General features: G+C 44.4%; 17 protein-coding genes and 3 pseudogenes. 11 read left to right on the top strand and 9 right to left on the bottom strand.

From position 1 onward, the window contains the following. Nucleotides 1-8 precede the first annotated feature (8 nt). The 3 pseudogenes from pheA to gyrA all read right to left on the bottom strand — a co-directional run bounded on the left by pheA (nucleotide 9) and on the right by gyrA (nucleotide 5042). Nucleotides 9-1132: pseudogene (pheA, locus tag N5P32_RS16025) on the bottom strand (prephenate dehydratase). Nucleotides 1133-1172: 40 nt separating this feature from the next. Next, nucleotides 1173-2252, bottom strand: a pseudogene (gene serC / locus N5P32_RS16030) (3-phosphoserine/phosphohydroxythreonine transaminase). Nucleotides 2253-2355: 103 nt separating this feature from the next. Beyond that, nucleotides 2356-5042, bottom strand: a pseudogene (gyrA, locus tag N5P32_RS16035) (DNA gyrase subunit A). A gap of 348 nt (nucleotides 5043-5390) precedes the next feature. Here gyrA and ubiG point away from each other — a divergent pair. The 3 genes from ubiG to N5P32_RS16050 all read left to right on the top strand — a co-directional run bounded on the left by ubiG (nucleotide 5391) and on the right by N5P32_RS16050 (nucleotide 9865). Beyond that, nucleotides 5391-6113 carry a bifunctional 2-polyprenyl-6-hydroxyphenol methylase/3-demethylubiquinol 3-O-methyltransferase UbiG gene (ubiG, locus tag N5P32_RS16040; RefSeq protein ID WP_265730025.1) on the top strand — a complete coding sequence of 241 codons (723 nt, stop codon included), beginning with the start codon at nucleotides 5391-5393 and terminating at the stop codon, nucleotides 6111-6113. A 20-nt stretch (nucleotides 6114-6133) separates the two neighbouring features. Then, complete coding sequence (locus N5P32_RS16045; RefSeq protein ID WP_265730026.1) at nucleotides 6134-6877, top strand: YciK family oxidoreductase; 744 nt, start codon at nucleotides 6134-6136, stop codon at nucleotides 6875-6877. A gap of 126 nt (nucleotides 6878-7003) precedes the next feature. Continuing rightward, complete coding sequence (locus N5P32_RS16050) at nucleotides 7004-9865, top strand: insulinase family protein (RefSeq protein WP_265730027.1); 2862 nt, start codon at nucleotides 7004-7006, stop codon at nucleotides 9863-9865. Nucleotides 9866-9915: 50 nt separating this feature from the next. On the opposite strand, the gene N5P32_RS16055 is transcribed toward N5P32_RS16050, so the two are convergent. Then, nucleotides 9916-10458, bottom strand: a complete 543-nt coding sequence (locus N5P32_RS16055) for a hypothetical protein (protein ID WP_265730028.1) — start codon at nucleotides 10456-10458, stop codon at nucleotides 9916-9918. A 102-nt stretch (nucleotides 10459-10560) separates the two neighbouring features. Beyond that, nucleotides 10561-11763 (bottom strand): enoyl-ACP reductase FabV, encoded by a 1203-nt coding sequence (gene fabV, locus N5P32_RS16060; protein ID WP_265730029.1) that lies wholly within the window; start codon nucleotides 11761-11763, stop codon nucleotides 10561-10563. 164 nt (nucleotides 11764-11927) lie between these two features. Between fabV and N5P32_RS16065 the strand changes: the two genes are divergently transcribed. Further along, nucleotides 11928-13160 (top strand): glycosyltransferase, encoded by a 1233-nt coding sequence (locus N5P32_RS16065; RefSeq protein WP_265730030.1) that lies wholly within the window; start codon nucleotides 11928-11930, stop codon nucleotides 13158-13160. 29 nt (nucleotides 13161-13189) lie between these two features. Here the strand turns inward: N5P32_RS16065 and N5P32_RS16070 are convergent, their stop codons facing one another. The 4 genes from N5P32_RS16070 to N5P32_RS18090 form a co-directional block, all read right to left on the bottom strand. Further along, on the bottom strand, nucleotides 13190-13387 hold the full coding sequence (locus tag N5P32_RS16070; RefSeq protein WP_265730031.1) for a DUF1289 domain-containing protein: 198 nt from the start codon (nucleotides 13385-13387) through the stop codon (nucleotides 13190-13192). Between the two features lie 73 nt (nucleotides 13388-13460). After that, nucleotides 13461-14177, bottom strand: coding sequence for a YebC/PmpR family DNA-binding transcriptional regulator (locus tag N5P32_RS16075; protein WP_265730032.1), 717 nt, complete (start codon nucleotides 14175-14177; stop codon nucleotides 13461-13463). A gap of 335 nt (nucleotides 14178-14512) precedes the next feature. Next, a complete protein-coding gene (locus tag N5P32_RS16080) occupies nucleotides 14513-15142 on the bottom strand; it encodes an acyltransferase (protein WP_322783882.1) in 630 nt (209 codons plus the stop codon). Next, nucleotides 15139-15423, bottom strand: a complete 285-nt coding sequence (locus tag N5P32_RS18090; protein ID WP_322783883.1) for an acyltransferase — start codon at nucleotides 15421-15423, stop codon at nucleotides 15139-15141. Before N5P32_RS18090 ends, N5P32_RS16080 begins: the two co-directional genes overlap by 4 nt. A gap of 225 nt (nucleotides 15424-15648) precedes the next feature. On the opposite strand from N5P32_RS18090, the gene N5P32_RS16085 reads away from it, so the two are divergent. From N5P32_RS16085 to N5P32_RS16115, 7 genes are all read left to right on the top strand, one after another. Further along, nucleotides 15649-17055 carry an ATP-binding protein gene (locus tag N5P32_RS16085; RefSeq protein ID WP_265730033.1) on the top strand — a complete coding sequence of 469 codons (1407 nt, stop codon included), beginning with the start codon at nucleotides 15649-15651 and terminating at the stop codon, nucleotides 17053-17055. 31 nt (nucleotides 17056-17086) lie between these two features. Beyond that, a complete protein-coding gene (locus tag N5P32_RS16090) occupies nucleotides 17087-17767 on the top strand; it encodes a response regulator (protein ID WP_114412794.1) in 681 nt (226 codons plus the stop codon). A gap of 20 nt (nucleotides 17768-17787) precedes the next feature. Continuing rightward, a complete protein-coding gene (locus N5P32_RS16095) occupies nucleotides 17788-18738 on the top strand; it encodes an AEC family transporter (RefSeq protein ID WP_265730034.1) in 951 nt (316 codons plus the stop codon). A 310-nt stretch (nucleotides 18739-19048) separates the two neighbouring features. Continuing rightward, on the top strand, nucleotides 19049-20899 hold the full coding sequence (locus N5P32_RS16100) for a PAS domain-containing sensor histidine kinase (protein ID WP_265730035.1): 1851 nt from the start codon (nucleotides 19049-19051) through the stop codon (nucleotides 20897-20899). A gap of 1 nt (nucleotide 20900) precedes the next feature. Continuing rightward, nucleotides 20901-22274 (top strand): sigma-54-dependent transcriptional regulator, encoded by a 1374-nt coding sequence (locus tag N5P32_RS16105; protein WP_265730036.1) that lies wholly within the window; start codon nucleotides 20901-20903, stop codon nucleotides 22272-22274. 132 nt (nucleotides 22275-22406) lie between these two features. Next, nucleotides 22407-23294 carry a helix-turn-helix domain-containing protein gene (locus tag N5P32_RS16110; protein WP_265730037.1) on the top strand — a complete coding sequence of 296 codons (888 nt, stop codon included), beginning with the start codon at nucleotides 22407-22409 and terminating at the stop codon, nucleotides 23292-23294. A 21-nt stretch (nucleotides 23295-23315) separates the two neighbouring features. Further along, a complete protein-coding gene (locus tag N5P32_RS16115; protein WP_265730038.1) occupies nucleotides 23316-23852 on the top strand; it encodes a flavodoxin in 537 nt (178 codons plus the stop codon). Nucleotides 23853-24050 lie beyond the last annotated feature (198 nt).

Genomic DNA, 24050 nt, shown 5'->3' on the forward strand with positions numbered 1-24050 from the left:
TCAAATTACTACAGTACCGCCACAGGGTAAGACCCCAACACTTTCACTTCCGAAGCTCGCTCGCGCAGCTCATCAATTACCGCACGGCACTCATCATCCAAATAATGCCCCACGAAATCGATGTAGAAGATATACCCCCAACGACTCATCAACGAAGGACGAGTTTCTAGCCGAGTCATATCCACACCGTGACGCTCAAACGCTTCGAGCAATCGATACAAAGCACCCGGCTCATTTTTCGCACTGATCAATAATGACGTTTTATCTTTACCGCTCTGTGGAACCTCTTGATTGCCGACAATTAAGAATCGAGTGGTGTTATCAGGACGATCCTCAATGTTTGCGGAGACTTTTGTCAAACCATAAAGCTCACACGCCACTTCTCCCGCAATGGCCGCAATGGCGCGACCACTTCGGCCAGCCTCAGCCGCCAGACGCGCCGCCTCCGCATTAGAGCTTACAGCAACACGCTCTACATGAGGCCAGTATCGATCCAACCAAGCGCGACACTGAGCCAATGACTGCTGATGAGAATAAATATGAGTGACGTCTTCTGAATTGATATTCGGACTCACTAGCAAGTGGTGGTGGATACGCTCTTCCACTTCACCACAAATTTTCAAACGCGAGTCACGAAAGCTATCCAAAGTATGATTAACAACACCTTCAGTCGAATTCTCCAACAGGAACAACGCCATAATTTGCCGCGCCAGACTCAACCTCACGAAAGACTTCATCAATTGCGGCCATAGGCGCACTGATAATAGACTTACCAAAGTGCTTTAGTGCCGCCTGCTGCGTGAACAGTACCTTCTGGCCCTAAAAACGCAATACGCATAGGCTTTTCAAGCGCCAAGCATGAAGACATGACCTGACGAAATATCTTCGCCATCTCTTCATTACCCAAAGGGCCTTCGTTGCGCTCCATCACTCTACGCAACACTTGTGCTTCACGCTCTGGGCGATAAAAGACAACCGCCTCACCACCTTGTTCAGCCAATTTCACTTCGGCCACTTTTTGAGCGCAGCGAGCGCGTTCGTTGATCAACATCTGTATTTGCGAATCAATCGAGTCGATACGATCGCGCAACAATGGCAGCGTATCTGGTACTGCTTGCTTAGAATTCGACATGCTATTTATTATCCGTAGAGGTTATTATCTTTAAAAAGTGTTATCCGTGACGCTGTTCAAAGCCACGCATAAAATCAATCAAAGCCTCAATCCCTTCCATAGGCATTGCGTTATATATACTTGCACGCATACCACCAACAGAGCGATGACCAGCCAAAGTACGAAGGCCAGCGGCTTCAGACTCCTGCAAGAAAAGCGACTCAAGAGACTCGTCAGCCAAAATAAACGGCACATTCATACGAGATCGATACGCAGGCTCAACCGGATTTGAATAAAAATCACTAGAATCAATAAAATCGTATAACGCTTTTGCCTTACGAATGTTAACCGCCTCAATCGCCTCAACCCCCCTTGCGCTTCCAACCATTCAAACACTAAATCAGCCAAATAAATGGCAAACGTTGGCGGAGTGTTAATCATGGAGTCATTCGCTGCCAAATTCGCAAAATTCCAGATTGACGGCAACTCGTCACTACTACGCGCCAACAAATCTTTGCGAATGATGCAGATCACAACACCAGCAGGACCAACATTTTTCTGCGCGCCCGCATAAATAACGCCATACTTACTGACATCAATTTTACGAGATAAAATAGTAGAAGACAGATCAGCAACGATGGGCAACGTCGTTTCAGGAAGATCAGCAAACTCCACACCACCAATGGTTTCATTTGGACAAATGTGAAGATAAGCCGCACTCTCATCCGGTTCAAGTGTAGAAAACTCAGGAACGGTCGTGTAATTCTGCTCTTTAGAAGAACCGACCACTTTTACATTTGTGTATCTTTTCGCTTCTTTGATTGCTTTTGTGGACCAAGCGCCCGTATCCAAGAAACAAGCCGAGTCATAGCCGTTTGCTAAATTTGCTGGAATCTGAGCAAATAAAGTTGACGCCCCACCTTGAACAAACAACACTTCATAATCATCGTTAATATCAAGCAAACGTTTTAAACGTGCTTTTGCTGATGCCAAGATAGACATAAATTCATCACTGCGATGACTCATTTCCATCACAGACACACCAGCACCGTGCCAATCCAACATTTCAGCCTGCGCTTTTTTCAAAACGGCTTCTGGCAAGAGCGGCTGGACCAGAACAAAAATTATATACTCGGCTCATCCTGCTTATTTACCTCTAGTATTTTCAGGAGTTACTTTACAAGAACAATTTACAACAACGATCTACAACAAAAGCGACGCACCTAAGTGCGTCGCTTTATTATTTATTCCGCCTCGTCATCAATGACATCAGGAGATTCGTCGCCATCGCTTGGCGCCTGATCAACAACAGCGTCATCCGCTTCATCAATCTCAACATCTTCTTCATCATCTTCAACGACACGTTCAATACCGACCAAATGTTCATCATTGGTCAATCGAATCAAAGTAACCCCTTGAGTATTTCGACCCTGACACGACACTTCGGTCACTCGAGTACGAACCAAGGTCCCCTGATCGGTAATCAAAATAATCTCATCGGTCTCATCCACCTGAGCCGCACCAACCACTGGCCCATTACGCTCGGAAACTTGAATACCGATAACACCTTGACCACCACGACCGTATACAGGGAAGTCTTCAACCAACGTACGCTTACCGTAGCCGTTTTCACAAGCCATCAATACCGCAGAACCCTCTTGTGGAACAATAAGAGAAACCACTTTAGCGCCTTCACTCAAGCGAATACCACGGACACCTGCCGCAGTTCGACCCATAGCACGAACATCTGACTCTTTGAATCGAATCGTCTTACCAGAAGAAGAAACCAACATGATATCGTTGTCACCATTGGTAACCGACACACCAACCAATTCATCTGTTTCGTCTAGGCTAAGCGCAATCAACCCCGTCGAGCGCGGACGAGCAAAATGCTGCATTGCTGTTTTCTTAACGGTTCCGTTTGCCGTCGCCATAAAGATATAGCTACTTGCTTCAACCATTGCGTCATCAGCGACGTCATCGTCTGCTTCCGCTTCATTTTCAGTTGCCTCAACAACCGGTAGAGGCAACAAAGCAGAGATAGACTCACCCTCTCTCAATGGCAACAAGTTGACAATAGGACGACCTTTCGCACTGCGGCTTGCCACTGGAATTTCGAACACACGCAACCAGTAAACTTTACCGAAGTTACTAAATAGCATGATGGTGTCATGACTGCTGGTAACCAACAAATGCTCAATGTGATCTTCGTCTTTCATGCTGGCAGACGATTTTCCACGGCCACCACGACGTTGCGCTTGGTACTCTTCCAACGGCTGAGATTTTGCGTAGCCGGTATTTGAAATCGTGACCACCATAGGCGCTTCATCAATCAAATCAGCAATGGTCAGGTCTTGGCGAGATGTCAAAATTTCAGTGCGACGCGCATCACCGAAAGTGTCACGCACTTCTTCCAACTCTTCACGAATGACTTCCATCAAACGATCTGGGTTAGACAAAATATTTAGCAATTCACCGATCAAATCAATCAGGGATTTGTACTCGCCAAGCAACTTATCATGCTCTAACCCGGTCAAACGATGCAGACGCAAATCCAAAATCGCTTGGGCTTGGTCAGGTGACAAATGATATGCACCGTCTACAAACCCATACCCCGCTTCAAGATCATCCGGACGACACGCATCCGCACCAGCACGCTCAAGCATGGCAACCACATTACCTGGCTGCCAAGACTCACCGACGAGTTTTTCTTTTGCTTCAGCTGAAGTAGGAGACGTTCGAATCAACTCAATGACGCGATCGATGTTGGCAAGAGAAACCGCCAAACCTTCAAGAATATGACCGCGCTCACGCGCTTTACGCAATTCAAATATAGTACGACGCGTTACCACCTCACGGCGGTGTTTAACAAAACACTCTAGAATCTGCTTAAGGTTTAGCAACTGAGGTCGACCATCAACCAAAGCCACCATATTCATACCGAATACAGACTGTAACTGAGTTTGTGAAAAGATATTATTGACAACCACATCTGGGTTTTCACCGCGACGCAATTCAATAACGATGCGCATGCCGTCCTTATCGGACTCATCGCGAAGCTCACTGATGCCTTCCAGTTTTTCTCTTTTACAAGCTCAGCGATTTTTTCAATCACTTTCGCTTTATTTAACTGATATGGAATTTCAGTAAAGACGATAGATTGGCGGTTGCCTTTTTCCATGTCTTCAAAATGATGGCGAGCACGCATATAAATGCGACCACGACCTGTTTTGTAGGCTTCAATGATCCCTGCACGACCATTTATAAACGCCCCCGTTGGGAAGTCTGGTCCAGGAATGTGGTCAATCAGCTCATCAATAGTGATGTCTGCATTATCAATAACAGCAAGACAACCATCGATAATTTCGCCAAGGTTATGAGGTGGGATGTTAGTCGCCATACCAACCGCAATACCAGCTGAGCCATTTACCAACAGCCCCGGCACGCGCGCAGGTAACACTTCAGGCATAAACTCCGTACCATCGTAGTTAGGTACGAAATCAACGGTCTCTTTCTCAAGGTCCATCAAAAGATGATGGGAAATTTTCGCCATACGAATTTCGGTATAACGCATTGCTGCTGCACTGTCACCATCGACAGAACCGAAGTTACCTTGACCATCGACCAAGGTGTAACGCATTGAGAAAGGCTGCGCCATACGAACAATCGTATCATATACGGCGGAATCACCATGCGGGTGATATTTACCGATTACATCACCGACGATACGCGCCGATTTTTTGTACGGTTTATTCCAATCATTTTTAAGTTCATTCATCGCAAATAGAACGCGACGGTGAACAGGTTTTAACCCGTCTCGCACATCAGGCAATGCTCGACCTACAATTACACTCATGGCGTAATCTAGGTAAGATCCCTTTAGTTCATTTTCGATACTGACGGGAATAATTTCTTTGGCTAATTCACCCATAGATACAATCGATCCTTATGCCTCGGAGTCAAAAAGACCCCTTAATATCTTTTTATAAGCGCCGCATTGTACCATAAGGAAATAAATAACACCCCTTCAGGAGCATGTTTTGTTGCCCTATATTGCATTTATAACGACTCCCAATCCCGACACCGGAAACATCAGGTATACTCAACTAAGACAAAGTAAGTTTGCTATTGGTCGACCCTTGGGTTGGCGCTATACTAGAAAAAGCATGAATCCAATTAAATGTGAAAGCACGTACAAATTCACAGAAGAAAAACACGCAGCGCAACTCAATACATCGAGCCTGCCACCTTCAGCAACACAAAGACGGACACCGCATAAATGACAACAAATCAACAAGACAACGTAGACTTAAATGAAGTAGCCAAGTTTGAAGCGCTGGCCAGTCGCTGGTGGGACACTGAAAATGAATTCAAACCACTGCACGACATCAACCCATTGCGCACGCAATACATCAACGAACGCGCCGAAGGACTACAAGGCAAAAAAGTCATTGATGTGGGCTGCGGCGGAGGCATTCTTTCTGAAGCCATGGCAAAACTGGGCGCCAACGTCAAAGGCATCGACATGGGAGAAGCCCCTCTGGCTGTAGCCAAACTCCACAAAGAAGAATCCAAACTTGACATCGATTACGAAAAAATCACAGCAGAAGAAATAGCCCAACGCGAAGCCGGACAATACGACGTAGTCACTTGCCTAGAAATGCTAGAGCACGTTCCAGACCCTTCGTCAGTCATCAAGGCCTGCATGACATTAGTCAAACCGGGGGGGCACGTATTTTTCTCTACCATTAACAGAAACCCGAAGGCCTATCTTTTTGCAATCATTGGCGCGGAATACATTCTTAATATGCTGCCAAAAGGAACACACGATTATGCAAAATTCATCCAGCCTGCAGAACTAAACAATTACGCAAGAGCGGCTGGCTTAGAAGTTAAGCACATGACAGGAATGACCTACAACCCACTTACCAAAATCTACAAACTTAACGACAAAGACGTGTCCGTTAACTATTTAATGCATACCCAAAAAATAGAAGCCTAATAAAGGCACAAGGAGGAGATATGTTCGACTATCAAGCCCCAAGCCAACTACTAACAGGCAAGGTTATTCTTGTTACAGGCGCTGGTGACGGCATAGGTAAAACCGCCGCCATTACTTATGCCAAACACGGTGCAACTGTCATTCTACTAGGCCGCACAACAAAAAAACTTGAAGCCGTATATGACTACATTGAGCAACAACAATACCCTCAGGCAGCCATCGTTCCATTAAACTTGGACGGTGCCGCCGAGCACGATTACATTGAACTTGCCAACACCATCGAAAGTGAATTTGGGCACCTTGACGGCATCCTGCACAATGCCAGCTTGTTAGGCGAAAGAACCAGTCTCGCCACCTACGACCCAACACTATTTGAGCAAGTTATGCGCGTAAACGTAACAAGCCAACTCCTGCTTAACCAAGCACTACTTCAACTTCTACAAAAAGCAGAAAGCGCCTCTATTATTTTCACATCTTCGGGCGTTGGTAGAGAGGCAAAACCAAATTGGGGCGCCTACGCTGTTTCAAAATTCGCAACCGAAGCCATGATGCAACTTTTCTCCAGCGAGCTTTCCGAACTGTCTCCCAACATCCGAGCAAACGCAATCAACCCCGGCGCAACCAGAACCAACATGCGCGCCAGCGCGTACCCAGAAGAGAACCCAGACACTCTTGCAACAACCGAAGAGATCATGCCGCTCTATCTGTATCTTATGGGCAAAGACAGCATTGGCACAAACGGTCAGTCCATTAACGCCCAGTAACAATAAGATGCAATGGGTTGCACACTACCCATTGCATCGCATCACGCGCTTCAGTTAACCTGAACACATGATCAAAACCAGAAAAAACTCACTGTATTTATCCTGCTATTTAGCGCATTTCTTACCATGTCAACTCATGCGGACAACACACACCCAACCAAAGACAACACGACCACCATGATCAACAGTCCAATTTTGACCATTCAAAATAAAAGCACCAGTGACAAAAACAGTTATCACCTTATCACACTCCCAAACCATCTAAAGGTATTACTGGTCAGCGACCCTCAAGCCGAGCGCTACTCCGCATCACTGTCTGTGAAAGTAGGCAGCTTCCAAGACCCAAAAAACCAACAAGGGCTAGCCCACTTCCTCGAACACATGCTTTTTTTAGGCACGGAAAAATTTCCAGAACCCGGCAACTATCAGTCCTATATCAACACGCACGGCGGCTCCCATAACGCTTATACAAGCACAGACACTACGAACTATTATTTCGACATTACGCCTTCCGCCTACGAAGGCGCGCTGGATAGGTTTTCCCAATTTTTCATTTCGCCATTATTCAGCGATGAATTGGCTCAAAGAGAGAAAAACGCGGTTGATGCCGAGTACAAAGCCAAATTAAAAGACGAAAATCGCCGTAACAACCAAGCTTTAAAAACACTCACAAACCCAGACCACCCCTACAGCCACTTCACCGTAGGCAGTCTTGAAACACTTAAAGATAGGCCGGGCAGCCCATTACGAAAGCAACTACTCACACTGTATAAAAACAACTACTATGCCGAAAACATGGCACTTGTTTTGGTTGCAAATTTACCTTATAGCCAACTGGCAGCACTGGCAAAAGACTACTTTTCAGGCATTTCAAACCACCACACACCGCATAATGACCACCTTCCAGAGCTCATTAATTCAAACAAAACCAAGTTACAATTTGTTCGCTCGTTAATCGACAACAACACTCTGAATCTCTATTACCAGATCGATGCACAAGGGAATAACTACAAAACTCAACCCTCTCGCTACCTCTCCTACATTCTTGGGAATGAAAACAAGGGATCCCTTTACGCATCACTAAAATCTGAAGGACTGATCAGTGGTTTGTCAGCAGGTATTAGCACAGACTACGGCAATCACGCCTTCTTTCAGCTGAAAATTCGCCTAACAAACGACGGCCTAACTCAAATAGAGACCGTTGCAAGACGCACCTTCGCCACCATCAGCCTACTCAAGTCCTCACCGGTAAACCCACTTTACTTACAAGAGGGACTAAAACTCAGCCAACTCATGTTCAATCATCAGAACTATGTTGACCCACAAAACCTAGCAAGAACACTCTCCGCCAAAATGCTCAACGTACCAACCGAAGACATATTGAGCAGCTTTCGCCTAGAAACCGCCGCCAGCGATCAACAAGTTCAAACACTGCTGCAACAGCTCAACCCAGACAAATTACTCATACAGCTCGTCACAGACAAAACGTTCCCAGAAAGCTGGACAAAAAAGACTCCGACGTGGCAAATAGAACCTTGGTATAACAGCAAATACAGCAATAACAACATCAGCCAATCACTGGCAAATATCATTAACCTATCGGTAAAAAACACTCACGTCAGCCTTCCCGAAAAAAACCCTTTTATTCCAGAGTCACTAGCAATAGTGACCGAACAAGACACCGAGCCAAAAATCATCTTTGAAAAAAAAGGCATCACGTATTGGAATAAATCTGACCCGAGTTTTGCCAAACCAACCGCAATGAACTTCCTTGCCATCAGGTTCGATCACGCCGCTGACACAGCCAAACGCACACTACTCAACCGCCTTTGGACTCGTTTATTTAATGACAGCATCAGTGAACTCACCTATGCTCCTTACATTGCTGGCCTAGGCTATTCCTTTTATCCGCACAGCAATGGCGTAACTTTACGAACCAGTGGCTATTCAGACAAACAGAACAACTATGAAATCTGGCTAATCGACCAATTATTCCTGTTTCGCCCCACATTAGAACGCTTTAACCTTGCCAAAAAACAGCTTGAGACAGATCTAAACAACCAAAAAAGCCGACAAGCTTACAACAACGCCAACAGCGCATTGAATATACTCATAACCAAAAACAGCTTCACCACAGAACAACTCAAAGAAGCGCTAGATTCATTGACATTACAAGATCTACAAGCCTTTACAAAGCAGGCAAGAGATAAGTTTGACATCGTTGGATACAGCACAGGCAACACCACGAAAGAGCAGTCTATTCAACTTGCACAGTCCATCTTCCTTCGCTTCAAAGACAGACTAATTTCAAGAAAACCTTTGGAAATCGAAACCAAACCCTTAACGCCACAAGGAAGACATCACTACCAATTTCCGTCAACAAGTGACGATTGTGCCGTCCTCTACGCCCTAATTGATACAAGCAGCCAGACAAAGAACAAAGCCATCACAGAAAAGGCGTATTTTTCTATCTTGCGAACGCTAATCAGCAGCCCTTTTTATCAAGAATTACGCACAGACCAACAACTGGGCTACATTGTGGGCGTTCAAGACCTGAGCATCCGCAATACGCCAATTCTAGGATTACTGGTGCAATCCCCAAACAACGACACATCAACCATTATCAACGCCATGGAAGACTTCCTTACTGAGCAAAGAGAAAGGTTACCCAACATCTCCACTTCGGAATTCGATAACGCTAAAAAAGCGTTATTACAACAACTCGGAAGAGAAGCTAAGAATTTAAGCGACAACGCTATAGAGGAATGGCACCAAATAGCCAAGCCAACCTCGCCAGACTTTCAAACGAAAGAAGATTGGATTCACCATGTGGAAAAAATACAGCGAGAAGACTTTCTTGAATTTATAAAGCGCAAGCTTCAATCAAAAGACACAGCAAAAATAATCATACACAATCAAACATTTCCAACCACTTTGACAGAACAACAGAGTTGGAAAGAAACCACGCCAACCAGCAATAACCTCTAATGCCAACATCGCACACGACAACGAGTACAAAGCGGATAAAACACGAGACATTACCCGCCGATCAGACGCTCCAATTTCTCGGCGTCGGTCGCCGGCGCTCCCTTTGCACCGCTTTCTGCCGTTGGCGATACGCTTTTACCGATAGGTGAAAAGTCACCAACATCCGGCTTCACATTATTAGAAGCGGCGTCATTTGCTCTTGCTTGATCACCAAAAATACCCACCTCAGGCAGCATTCGTAATCGCTTAGCCTGAATATCTTCTGGTATATTCCCCGTGAACAAAACCGTAAAAGGCGCCTCTTCTGTTCGCTTATTCACCTCATCGTAAATGGCTTGCTCACGCTCCGCAATGGCATTCTCTTCCAGATAAGACATCCCTTTACCGTCTGCCGTGATGACAATATTAGGACCCAAAGTGGTTTGGGCTTTTTCAGCAGGAATAACAGCCACTTCCTCTTGGGAGCTCATCACAACTTGATGTTGAGAATGGATGACCTGATTGCCATAAATAATATCCACAGGCTGACGAACGACAGTCTGAGCACTCACGCATAGCGGCAGAATCGCAGAGCAAAACAATAAGTATTTCATAATGACCTCGAAATAAGACCCTACTCACTATAAGAGATAAAAACACATAAAAAAAGGAGCTCAAACTAAGTTTGAACTCCTTTCCGTTACCTAGACAGCAAACTAAAGCGTGATAACATCAAAATCCGCTTCAGGATTGGCTTCCGCATCGTAATCAACACCGTCTACGCCAAAACCGAACAACTTCAAAAATTCATCTTTATAAAGCTGGTAATCTGTTTCAGCAAAAAGGTTTGCATCATTCACCTGCGGCCAAAGTTCACGACACGCCTGCTGAACATCTTCACGCAACTCCCAATCGTCTAAACGCAAACGGTTTTTATCATCCGTCAATTCAGCGGGGTTATGATTATTGTATAAACGCTCAGAGAACATGCGATAGATCTGATCCATACAACCTTCATGAATGCCTTTTTCACGCATCACTTTGAACACCATTGCCAAATACAAAGGCATCACAGGAATCGCAGATGAAGCTTGAGTAACAACAGACTTCAATACAGCAACATTCGCGCCACCGCCAATTTTAGCCAGTTGCGCATCAATCGCCGCTGAAGCACGATCCAAATCTTCTTTCGCCTTACCCAACGCACCATGCCAATAAATCGGCCAAGTGATATCAGAACCAATATAAGAATAAGCAACCGTTCGAGCGCCTTCCGCCAACACGCCCGCTTCTTGCAAAGCCGACATCCAAAGCTCCCAGTCTTGACCGCCCATTACCGTCGTTGTTGCCGCCACTTCTTCTTCTGTTGCTGGCTCAATCTCAGCTTCAATGATCACATCTTTGTTCGTGTCAATTGCCGTGGAGCGGTATGGCTGACCGATCGGCTTAAGCACAGAGCGGATCACTTCACCCGTTTCAGGCATTTTACGAACAGGGGAAGCCAAAGAGTAGACAACCATATCCACTTGACCAAGGTCTTGCTTGATCAGATCAATCACTGTGTCACGCGCTTCGTTTGAGAAAGCATCACCGTTAATACTTTTCGCGTACAGACCTTCTTCTTTAGCCACTTTGTCAAAAGCCGCTGAGTTGTACCAACCCGCTGTACCCGTTTTTTTGTCAGTACCAGGCTTTTCAAAGAACACACCGATAGTTGCCGCACCAGAACCGAATGCCGCTGCAATACGAGAAGACAATCCATAACCACTTGACGCGCCAATCACAAGTACTTTTTTAGGGCCATTTTCAATCGCCCCTTTGCTTTTAGTAAAAGCGATTTGATCTCTTACGTTTTGCTCACAACCAACTGGGTGTGTTGTTGTACAAATAAATCCGCGAATCTTTGGTTTAATGATCATAATATCTTCTCAACGTCATGTTTTGCTTACGTCTTGCCTGACAATTACATCAAATATGACAGACAAGACAAATCTACTCACCATGATACAATAGCAAGACGAATATGTCCTGATTCTGCTAAAAATACAGAACTAAAAGCCTCACATTATTGAGAGAACACACTTTGCACCTACTTGTCATCGGCTATGTCTGGCCAGAACCTAATTCATCGGCTGCTGGCAGTCGAATGATGCAGCTGCTCAACAGCTTTCACAAAGCACAATGGAAAATATCTTTTGCAAGTCCTGCTCAACAAACAGAGCACATGACAGACTTATCTCAATTGGGCATAGAAGCAGATCACATCGCACTGAATGACCCATCATTCGATACTTATATCGCAGACAAAAAACCAGACATTGTGATGTTTGATCGATTCATGATGGAAGAACAATTTGGCTGGCGCGTCGAAAAATTTAGCCCTGAATCCTTGCGAGTACTAAACACGGAAGACCTGCACTCACTAAGACAAGCGCGACACAATGCGCTTAAACAAAACAGAAAGTTTTCCATAGAAGACTTGTATTCCGACCATGGTATTCGAGAGATCGCTGCCATACACCGCTGCGATCTAACCTTGATGATTTCTGAAGTGGAAGCCAAACTTCTAATAGACGAGTTTCATGTTCCAGACACTCACGTCTTGCACCTGCCTTTTATGCTACCAACACCGCAAGGCACTGACACCCTACCGCGTTTCGAAGAGCGACAGCATTTCATTAGTATCGGTAACTTTCGTCACGCACCCAACTGGGATGCCGTACTGCAATTAAAAACAGAAATCTGGCCCAAGATCCGCAAACGACTCCCTAAGGCAGAAATGCATATTTATGGCGCCTACCCACCACCAAAAGCCACCCAATTACACAATGCCAAAGAAGGCTTTTTAGTAAAAGGCTGGGCAGAAAATGCTCACCAGGTAATGCAACAAGCAAAATTGTGCTTAGCACCTCTTCGCTTTGGCGCTGGCATCAAAGGCAAATTAGTCGAAGCCATGCAAATGGGAACACCCAGTATCACCACGGCGATTGGAGCAGAATCCATGCACGGTGAACTTCCATGGAATGGCGTTATCACAGAGGACATAGACACTTTTGTTGATGCGGCCGTTTCCCTGTATGAAGACAAAACAAGCTGGTTAGTCATGCAACAGAATGGCCATAGAATTTTACAAGCTCGCTACCAAGCCGAAGAATGGGAACCTAAATTAATCAACCGATTAAAACTACAGGTTCGACTAAGGGAAAGCTTGAGAAAGAAACATTTCTTAGGCTTGATGCTGCGACACCACAGCCTCAAAAGCACGCAATACATGTCTCAGTGGATAGAGCTGAAGAACGCAAAAGACGATAAATAACAACACTCTCGCGAGCAAACATACAAAAATCAGTGGTGACTGACAAACTGACTTTTGGCCTCACGCTCGCGGACTTTTTTCATCACCGCCTGCTGTGACGCTTTATTCATACTGCCCCACTGGCTAATCTCTTTACCCGTTCGATAACACCCGACACATACGTCATTATCATCTAACAAACAAACATTAACGCAAGGGGATTTAACTTGTGGTCTATGTTGTGACATTTTCTATCTACTTAATTTCGCAACAAAAAAGCAACGCACTGGCAGAAAAAAGTCTCTACCAGTACGTAAACACTCAGTATTCTGCGTTATGGTAAACGCGCTGAACGTCATCAAGATCGTTCAAAAGGTCTAAGAAACGGTCAAACTGCTCCACTTCTTCACCCTGAATTTCAGTTGTGTTTTGTGCAACAAATTGAATTTCATCGACATCAAATTCGATTTCACCAAACGCATCCGTTAGAGCGGTTTTGGCTTTGCTGTAATCGGTATGCGGTGCAAACACAGTCACTTTGCCATCTTCTAGCTCAATGTCTGTCACATCCACGTCCGCCATCATCAAAGCTTCTAGAACGGCTTCTTCATCGGTTCCAGCGAAAACAAAAATGGCACTGTGGTCAAACATGTGACTCACACTGCCTTGGCTACCGATTTTACATTTCACCTTGTTGAAGCAGGTACGAACATCACCAAAAGTTCGGTTTGGGTTGTCCGACAAACAGTCCACAATCACCATCGTGTTACCAGGACCAAAACCTTCGTAACGTGCTGTGTCAAAGTCTTCTCCACCGCCACCTTTCGCCTTATCAATTGCTTTATCGATAACGTGAGTTGGCACCTGATCTTTTTTAGCTCGGTCAATCAGAGAACGTAAAGCCAAGTTACCATTCGGGTCAATACCACCGGATTTAGCACACACATAAATCTCACGGCCGTATTTGCTATACACCTTGGCTTTTTGATCAGACGTTTTTGCCATGGACTCTTTGCGGTTTTGAAAGGCTCTGCCCATTACGTATTCCTATTCTATACAGTCTTAAAAGTGAGATTCTAACGTGTCGCCTGAAAAGAAGGAACTGCTAGCCCAGTATAAATGCGATAAAAAGCCATTCTTGGCCCCAATAAAGCACTTATAAAACCCTCGCACAAACGAGTATTTATTGTTCTAGTGGAGGCGCATCAATATCAAATCAGTCGCCTGAAAGCGCCAGCAAGAATCACAATGGCATGGAAAAAATGGCGTACCACCAACGGGCTCAGAGAATTGGATAAGGCCAGCAAGCTGAGAACTCAATGAGGATACAGAGAAAACCAACTGACTGTGCATGTAGATTAAAAGCAAGCCGTCTAATCTAAAGAAGTAACAAGCAAGTCAAACTGAGCGTCTTTCTGCTGCCATAAGGTATTCACCCATTGCTGGAAATGCGCCCTGTATTCAGGGTCATTGTGATAATCACCCAACAGCGCCGCGTCAATCGGCAGGATTCGTATATGCACCTTTATGTTTGCGACCTTCCCACAAAGATAATCAAAAAAGCGAGGGGCTCCATTCGGATACACGATAGTCACGTCTATTAACTGATGCAATTTACCGTTCATTGCATTTAAGGCAAACGACAGGCCGCCCGCCTTGGGCATCAATAAATGCTTATAATTGCTTTCTTGCTGTGCTTGTTTTTGATTTGTAAAACGCGTTCCTTCCAAGAAATTCATAATCGACACCGGAAAATGTTGAAACTTTTCACACGCTTTCTGAGTAACCTCGATGTCTTTTCCTTTTAGTTCAGGGTGTTTTTTAAGTCGCTCTTGGCTATAGCGCTTCATAAATGGAAATTCCAAAGCCCACCAAGCCAAACCAATAAAGGGCACCCAAATAAGCTCTCGTTTTAGAAAAAATTTAATGAATGGAATGCGGCGATTAAACAAGCGCTGAAGTATCAGAATATCAACCCAAGACTGATGATTGGCCGTTATCATGTACCATTCATTTCGTGCGAAGGATTGCCCCCAAAAACACGTATATCGGATCGTCCGAGAAGGCGTTGATTTAGATTGTTCACCGCAATCCAAAAAGTCGCAATCTGATCTAAAATAACATTCAGTACAGCGCGGACAGCTGGAAAAGGTAAAAAAAACTTACACACTGCCAACAGCATGACTGGCACAAAACACGCCAATGTGTTCAGGACAATTAAAATAAATGAAAGCACACCGCGAAGAACAAAGATAACAGGCATAAATACGCTCAAAACCATCAAAATTAACCCATTATACTAACGGAAATCCTCATTATTTACACGCAAGCTAAGTAGCCAGCTTTCCCAATAAAACTGTATAGTAAACAGACGATTAGAATGACCAATAAACACACAGAAAGAATACGACATAATTGACATCATTCATCATTAACCCTTGTTAAGGAAAGTTCGAGAAAATCCTTCCTTACCAATTAACAAGAACGCAATAGGACAACTATTTCAGCTATGCCAATGACCAAAGGGTTAAAAATCCGCCATAAACTGTTTGCCGTTTTTGTTCTGAGTAACATATTGCTCATCGTCTCTATGTGGCAGGCATTTCAATGGAGTTTTGACCGTGGTTTTGTTTCCTACGCAACAGAGCGCGATCGCGACTTTCTAGAGCAAATGGCCAATAGAACCGCCAACCTCTACATTTATTACGATGATTGGTATTTTTTGGTTCAAGAAAGTCGAATGGAATCAGAATGGCACCAAGCAAAACTCGAAAACCTTCGAGATTTAATTCCGCCACCTAGCACCCCCAATTTAGATTTGATTTATCCGTCACAGTATTACCGACAACGCTTTTTGCTGTTTGATGCGCAACAGAAACCCATCATAGGAAAAGTGCACTTTACCGACGCCGAGACTCATGCGGTTGTGGTCAATAAAAAAACCGTAGGATACGTTGGTCTGCGTTCAATTCGTGAGCTGGTACAAGATCAAACCTTGCGCTTTGTAAGACAACAAGGTGAAGCCTTTTTACTGATTTCCGCCTTTATGCTGGCTATTGCGGCACTGTTAACATGGCCTTTGGCTCAATGGTTGAGTCGGCCTATTACATCAATGCAACGCGCCACAAAAAAATTGGCCGCAGGAAAATATGAGACTAGAATCACAGTAAAAGGCTCAGACGAACTTTCCAGCCTGAGTTGTGACTTTAATAATCTAGCCTGTACTTTAGAGCACACCAGAGAAGCCAGAAAAAGATGGGTTGCCGATACCGCCCATGAACTGCGGACACCTGTTGCTATATTGCGTGGGGAAATTGAAGCCATGCAAGACGGAATTATTAAAGTAACGCCTGACAGTTTGGCCTCGTTACAACAGGAAACGCTTCATATCGCTCGCCTTATTGATGACTTAAACCAGCTATCCATGCATGATGTAGGAAGCTTAAGTTATGAGATGGACGACATTCTGGTCAATGACATTATTGAGCAAACAGTGCAGTCAATGAATCTTCCTTTTAAAGAAGCCGGAATAGAACTGATATTTGAATACTCTCAGAAAAAACCGATTGTGATGACAGGAGACTCAGATCGTTTACATCAATTGTTTTCGAACCTGATGAACAACTCACTAAAATATACAAACTCGCCCGGAAAACTGACGGTTAAGCTCGAAAAAGCACAGAAAAAAGCCATTATTCTCTTTGAGGATTCAGCACCAGGAGTCAGTGATGAGGACAAAAATAGAATTTTCGAACAGTTTTTCCGAGTGGAAAATTCAAGAAATAGAGCTACTGGAGGAAGAGGCTTAGGTCTTGCCATATGCTCTAATATTGTAGATGGACATCAAGGAACTATTAGCGCTTATCATTCACCGGATGGTGGATTGGGTATAAAAATAGAATTTCCTTTAAATTAGCCTCTTTTAACAAATAGGAACGAATAACATTATGAGTAAAGTACTGATTATTGAAGACGAACCAAAATTAGCAGAACTAATGAGCGCGTATTTGGAACAAGCCGGTTACGAACACCATCACCTTGATCGTGGTGACATTGCCGTCAACTACATTAAAAACAACGCCGTTGACATTATTTTGCTGGATCTCATGTTGCCAGGACTAGACGGCGTAGAAATCTGCAAGCAAGTGCGTCAATTTAGCGGTGTCCCTATCATCATGGTGACTGCAAAAGCAGAAGAAATCGATCGTTTGATCGGCCTAGAAATGGGTGCTGACGATTACGTTTGCAAGCCTTTCAGCCCTCGTGAAATTGTAGCGCGTGTAAAAGCCAATTTGCGTCGTGTTGAATTAGATCAAGCAGAATCGCCTCGAACTGATGGCTTTGACTTGGACGTTGATCGCCTACGCGCTACCTACAAAGGGGAATTGATCGACCTAACCACGGTTGAATTCCAACTGCTTCAACTACTAATCAAAGAGCCTGGCCGAGTGTTTGGTCGAGATCTCATCATGAAAAGCATCTACGCAGACAGCCGCGTGGTGAGTGACAGAACCATCGACAGTCACATCAAAAAGCTGCGTAAGAAAATTTCTGCTGTCGCACCAGAATTAAACGTTATTCACTCTGTCTACGGTGCTGGTTACCGATTCGAAAATAACGATCAATGATCTCTTGCTAAGGAACGGCGTTGGATAATTTTTTAGACGTATTAGCCTTTTCTTTCTCCATCACTATGCCAATATTTTTGATATTGGCATTAGGAGTATTGCTGTACAGAATACGCATCATCAATGACAATTTCATCGATGTTGCGTCTAAATTAGTATTCAACGTCACCCTTCCTGCTCTGCTGTTTATCAGCATATCAAAATCTGACATTGGCCAAGACACGGATTTGTCACTGGTTATTTACGCCATGGCGGCAGTTACTGTCACCTATTTTGCTTTGGAATTTTTCCTTTCTATATGGGTTTCTGACAAAGCAGAACGGGCGGTATTAGTACAAGGCGCTTTCCGCTCAAATATGGGTATCATTGGCTTAGCGTATTGCGTGAATGCCTATGGGAACGGTGTTTTTTCCGTTGCGTCTGTCTATTTAGGTGGTGTCACGGTGCTGTTTAATATCCTCTCAGTCATTGGACTCAGCCGTGCATTGGGAAAAAATACCAACGCATTAAGCATACTCAAAGGCATTGCTAAAAACCCGCTTATCATTGCCATTGTTGCGGCGTTCCTTTCGTCTTTAACAGGGTTGTCCCTCCCCTCCACCCTGTACAAAGCCGGTGACTATTTTGCGCAGATGACACTGCCATTGGCATTACTTTGTGCTGGTGCCTCATTGAGCTTCAGCTCCCTAAAAAACGGCATGATTGGCGCACTCATCGCCTCTGTTGGCAAACTGGTTTTTATTCCTTTTGTTTTGACGTTTGGTGGGTATTTATTAGGTTACCGAGGCATGGAACTTGGCGTACTTTTCCTTATGTCTTCCGCCCCAACGGCTTCAGCAAGCTACATCATGGTGCGGGCAATGAATGGCAACTCGGCGCTAGCGGCTAATATCATCGTGATTACCACCATCGCCTCCTTGATTAGTACCAGCATTGGCGTTACTTTGCTACGAAGCTTTCATCTAATCTAGCGGTAAGACCGTCTCTCAAAAAACAGTCTTGCCCAAGTGCGGTTGATGTGTCTTCACTAACTAAAGGCCAGCGAGACCTATTTGATTTCACAATTTCGTAAACATCGTCTTTTTTTATATCCCTTGGCTGCACAGTGCTTACCTTGCTTTTTTTGGTGTCAATACCATTGCATACCAAGCACTCATCATAGACAAGCATTCGGAAGGACAAAACCAGTTACTGAATTACGTTATTGAACTGCGTAACGAGCTAAAAAACTACCACATTCTGCCGTATGCTCTCGCCGATAATCCAACCCTGCTGGCGTTTATGAATCACCCAAAGGACACCGCACTCACTAAGCAACTGCAACGACAACTAGAAGACCTAACGCACGTTTCGAAAACGCAAGATTGGTTTATTCTCTCTGCCCAGGGCGACCTACTCGTGTCCAGTGAACAGTCTCCGCATTTTAATTTGGATGATTATTTCAGCAAACAGCATTTAAGCCGCGTCTTAAAAGACCAGCAAGGGGAATATATACTGGTTTCAGGATACAACCCTCAGCAATCTCAATCTGCTCACCTTGTATTGGCGCCAGTTTATACGTCATCAGGTTTGGCTGGCGCTGTCGCCGTTCGGATTAACGTCAGTGATTTAATTGAACGCTGGAATATATCGGATGATTTGGTCGTTATGACAGATCAAAACAGTTTGATTTTTTTAGCCAGCAAACTGAATCGACTAAGAGTCAGTAATTGGTTAGACAGCCATACCGACGTGCAATTTTTAAACAACACTCGTTCAAAAATATACCACCTCAATAATGAAAACTACCTTTTGCAAAATGTCACCTTAGACGATTTGAAATGGCAAATTCACTATTTGTCCAACTTAAAAGGCATCCAGAAAAAAGCCCAAAATATCGCCTTTATTAGCTTAGGACTGTTTGCCCTAGTATTTTTATTCTGGCTCTACCGACGAGAACGTGCGCTAAAAATAGCCTCTAAACTGGAAAATGAAATACTCATTGCTGACAGTGCGCAACGCCAGCGAGTACTTATAGAAAACACCCATGTTGGATTATTACAACTGTCGAAATTTGGTGAAATTTCATTCGTCAATCCAATGGGCGTTCGTTACTTCGGACAACGGGCTCAACTTAACGCGCATTATTTACATGAATTTTTGCCCGAATGCCCCGAAAACCAAACCGCGTTGTCGTTTATGCATTCATTGCAAGAAACGCCAACCGCCAACCAGGCGCTTGCCAGTAACTTGCTAGAACAAGAAGTCATTTTACAGAAGAACAGCGGTCAACTTTTTCCAGCATTATTGTCGGTATCATCACTGGAATGGAGCGACTCCCAAGGCTATCTCGTTACGTTAATCGACATAAGCAAACGTAAAAGAGCCGAACTCAACTTGCTGGAAGCCAACACCCGTCTTGAGGAGCGAGTTCTAGAGCGGACCAAAGCCCTCGAAGCCGCCCAGAAGGAGCTCTTAAGAACTGAAAAGCTGGCTGCGATAGGACAAATGTCCACCGCAATTGCCCACGAGCTCAATCAGCCATTAACCGGTATCCGCACACTTGCATACAGCACAGAGCTGTTATTAAAGCGCCAAGACGCTGAACAAGCGCTAAAAACTTTACTTGATCTGGAATCCCTTGTTGTGAGAATGCAAAAGCTGACCAGTGAATTAAAAGTATTGGCGTACCGAAGGCCCGAACAACTCACCCCCACCTCCGTCCAAGATTGCGTCAAGCGAGCCATCGAAAGCCTAGGTGAGGACGCTCACGATCTGCAGTGGCGCATCCACCTAAACCAACTGGATAGCGTCATTGCTGAACCAACACGATTGGAAAGAATATTTGCCAATCTCATCAGTAATTCCGTCCAAGCATGTACTGGCGCAAAAATAACACCCACTATTGACATATCGCTACACGAAGAAAAAAACCACATCGTCATACATTACCAAGACAACGGCCCGGGCATAGACAAAGCGCAATTAGCCCATATCTTTGAGCCATTTTTTACGACCAAACCAATAGGAAAAGGGCTAGGCCTTGGACTTGCCATCAGTGCTAACTTAGCAAAAGATATGAATGGAACATTAAAAGCAAGCCACAATACTGACTCACAATTGGTCTTCCGATTAACACTGTTAAAGGCTTAACATGGAAAACAACACCCAAAACAATCACATTGAAATCTGGTTATTGGATGACGATGACATTGTTCGTTCAACCACCGCTCAATGGTTGCGCTTATCAAATTACACGGTAAGAGAGTTTCAAGAAGGCCACGAGTTACTTGATCACTTCCGTGTTGGATTGCCTTGCATCATTGTCAGCGATATTCGCATGGCACCTTTGGATGGACTGACTCTGATGAGCCATTGTTTGTCGCAAGAACATGAGCTGCCATTCATACTCATTACTGGACATGGCGATGTAGACACTGCAGTAAATGCCCTACGCGATGGCGCCTTTGATTTTCTCGAAAAGCCATTTGACCCAAACCGCCTTTTACAGACCGTTGAAAAAGCCATTCAGCTGCGAAAAGTACAATTGCAACACGCGAATCAATCTCAATATTTGGGTGAGTTACATGGACTTGAAGAAACCATCATTGGGCAAAACGAACAAATCATTCGCGTAAGACAGCAAATCCGCACCTTTGCTAGCATGGACACTCACGTCATTGTGTATGGCAAAACCGGTTGTGGCAAAGAGCTGGTTGCCAAAGCACTACACGACTGCAGCCCAAGAAGCACCAAGCCTTTTGTTGCCATCAACTGCGCGGCCATCCCAGCCGATCTATTTGAAAGCGAATTATTTGGGCATGAAGCCGGCGCGTTTACCAGTGCCAACAAACAACGTGTTGGCAAACTCGAACACGCGAGCGGCGGCACTCTTTTTCTTGATGAAATAGAAAGCATGCCACTTGCAATGCAAATTAAATTGCTGCGTGTACTCCAAGAAAATCAACTTGAACGCGTGGGCAGCAATCACACGATACAAATAGATCTTAGAGTGGTTGCGGCTGCAAAAAATGACCTTCAAACCTTAGAGAATTTTAGGCAGGACTTATTTTTTCGTCTTAACGTGTCCCAAATACATCTGCCTGATTTGCACAACCGAGGCGCAGACATCCCTTTATTGTTTGAGCATTTTTGTCGCATGGCCGTTAAGGAGCGCGGTGGCGATTTCAAACCACTCAGCCCAATAGATCACGAAACGCTTACGCTGTATGGATGGCCGGGGAACGTACGCGAACTGAGAAACGTCGCGCTGCGCTATGCGCTAGAACCCAATACCAGTGTGGCGAAAATACTCGCTGGATACCAAGCTCAAGACGATATAGACACCATAACTCCCCTGCCATTAAGCGTGAAAGTACAAGAATTCGAGCGCAGTTTAATCGAAGCAAGCATTCGCCAACAAAAGGGCAACATTCAGCTTGTACTAGAACAACTTCAACTGCCGCGAAGAACGCTGAACCAGAAAATGCAGAAATACGGGCTAAACCGAGTAGACTATCTCGACTAGCCATTTCGCCCCACCATCGAATAAGCATATCAACTCGGTGATTCTCATATAATTTATTTAATGAGAATCACTTGCATTAAATCCCTAAAAATATTTTAATGATAACCATTATCAAATTTGAGGCGAGATACAATGCAAATTGACATGCAAAATGTGTACGACCACACCGGAAACATTAGCGAACAAGCAATGCCATGGCTATCCGGTCATAAACAGCACCTTGCACTATTGCCACATTTGCACTTGCTTAACCAACATTTAAGCAGCAAAAAAGCCGTATCTGTATCAGAAACCGCGCAATCGGGTCTCTATTTCTCCTTTTTAGGAACCGGAGCCATCAATACGGTAGAAGACATTAACGAAATACAAATCGCATACCAAGCGAAAACAGTAAGCGGTGAGTTTACTCTTGAAAAAGATCAACAACTCAGCCTGCTGCAAGCGCACATTAGTCCTTCGCTGCTTGCGTCCATTCTTGGCGAAACGGAACAACACATCATTCAGCATTTTAAGAATATGCAAGAAAAATTGGCCAATGACAGCGGCGTAATATCTCTGCCTTTGACCGATAAAAACCGACTGATGATCAAACCCGTTTTACAACATCGCGGCCATTCCATTAGTCTCGCAGGGCATGTGTATTCGCTGATATTTACATTAATTGAGCAGCTGCAAATGCTCAGTCATTTATCACACTGCGAAGATTGTCAAAGTAAGCTGTTTAATGCTCAAAACTTGCTAGAAACACCCGAATTAGACACGCTAAATATAGAACATTTAGCGCATCAAGTAGGCCTCAACACGGAAGCCCTTACTATTGGATTTCACCATTTAACAGGGCAACCAATAGAACATTATTTCGTACACAGTCGCATCCATTCTGCGGCCGCCAAACTGAGACAGAACCCTAAAGAGAAAAACCATATTGTTGCTCAAAGTGGTTTCTCAGAAGATCAGTTTGAAGCCGCATTCAGAAAACATTTTGGTGTCGGCAGTCACCAATACGGACAAATTCATTAAGTAATAGGAATCAAATTAACAATGGCTCAATCATCCATCGCCCTCATTTATGGCACAGACACAAATAACACAGAAGAAGTCGGCCACAAAATTGCTAAACAATGGGAAGAATTAGGCGAACAAGTAGACATATTTAATATAAAAGACATTGAACTCGGTCAGTTAGAACACTACAGCATGCTGATATTAGGCATACCGACTTGGGACTTTGGTGGTATTCAGTCTGACTGGGAAGACATAGGTGACAGCCTAGCTGAACTGTCTTTAGAAAATACCGTCATCGCTCTGTATGGCTTAGGGGATCAATTCGGCTACGGCGATTATTTTGTTGATGCCGTTGGTTGGCTATATGAAAAACTGCTACCAACAAATGCGACATTTATTGGCCAATGGTCAACAGAAGGTTATGAATTTGAAGCGTCAAGAGCATGCGTTCATAACAAAGAATTCTTTATCGGCTTAGCCATCGATGAAGATCAACAGTTTGAACTTACTGATCAACGAGTTGAGCAGTGGGTTATCCAACTTTACGCAGAAAGAGCTGTAGAAGCCGCCTAAATTACCGCCTGACTGGCCATTGAAAAAAGCTAACGACTCAAATTTGGTTACCCAAACATTCGCTGCCCCGAATGCCCAAATTTAGCTTTATCAATGAGGTAATTTTGCCGCTTTCTCTTAAATGCGTGAAGAACGTGACTACCTCTTCTTTCTCTCCTGCTTGGAGGTAGTCACGTATTTTTCTTTTCTTCTAGGGCC

The organism is Marinomonas pontica (assembly GCF_026191375.1).
GTDB lineage: Bacteria > Pseudomonadota > Gammaproteobacteria > Pseudomonadales > Marinomonadaceae > Marinomonas > Marinomonas pontica.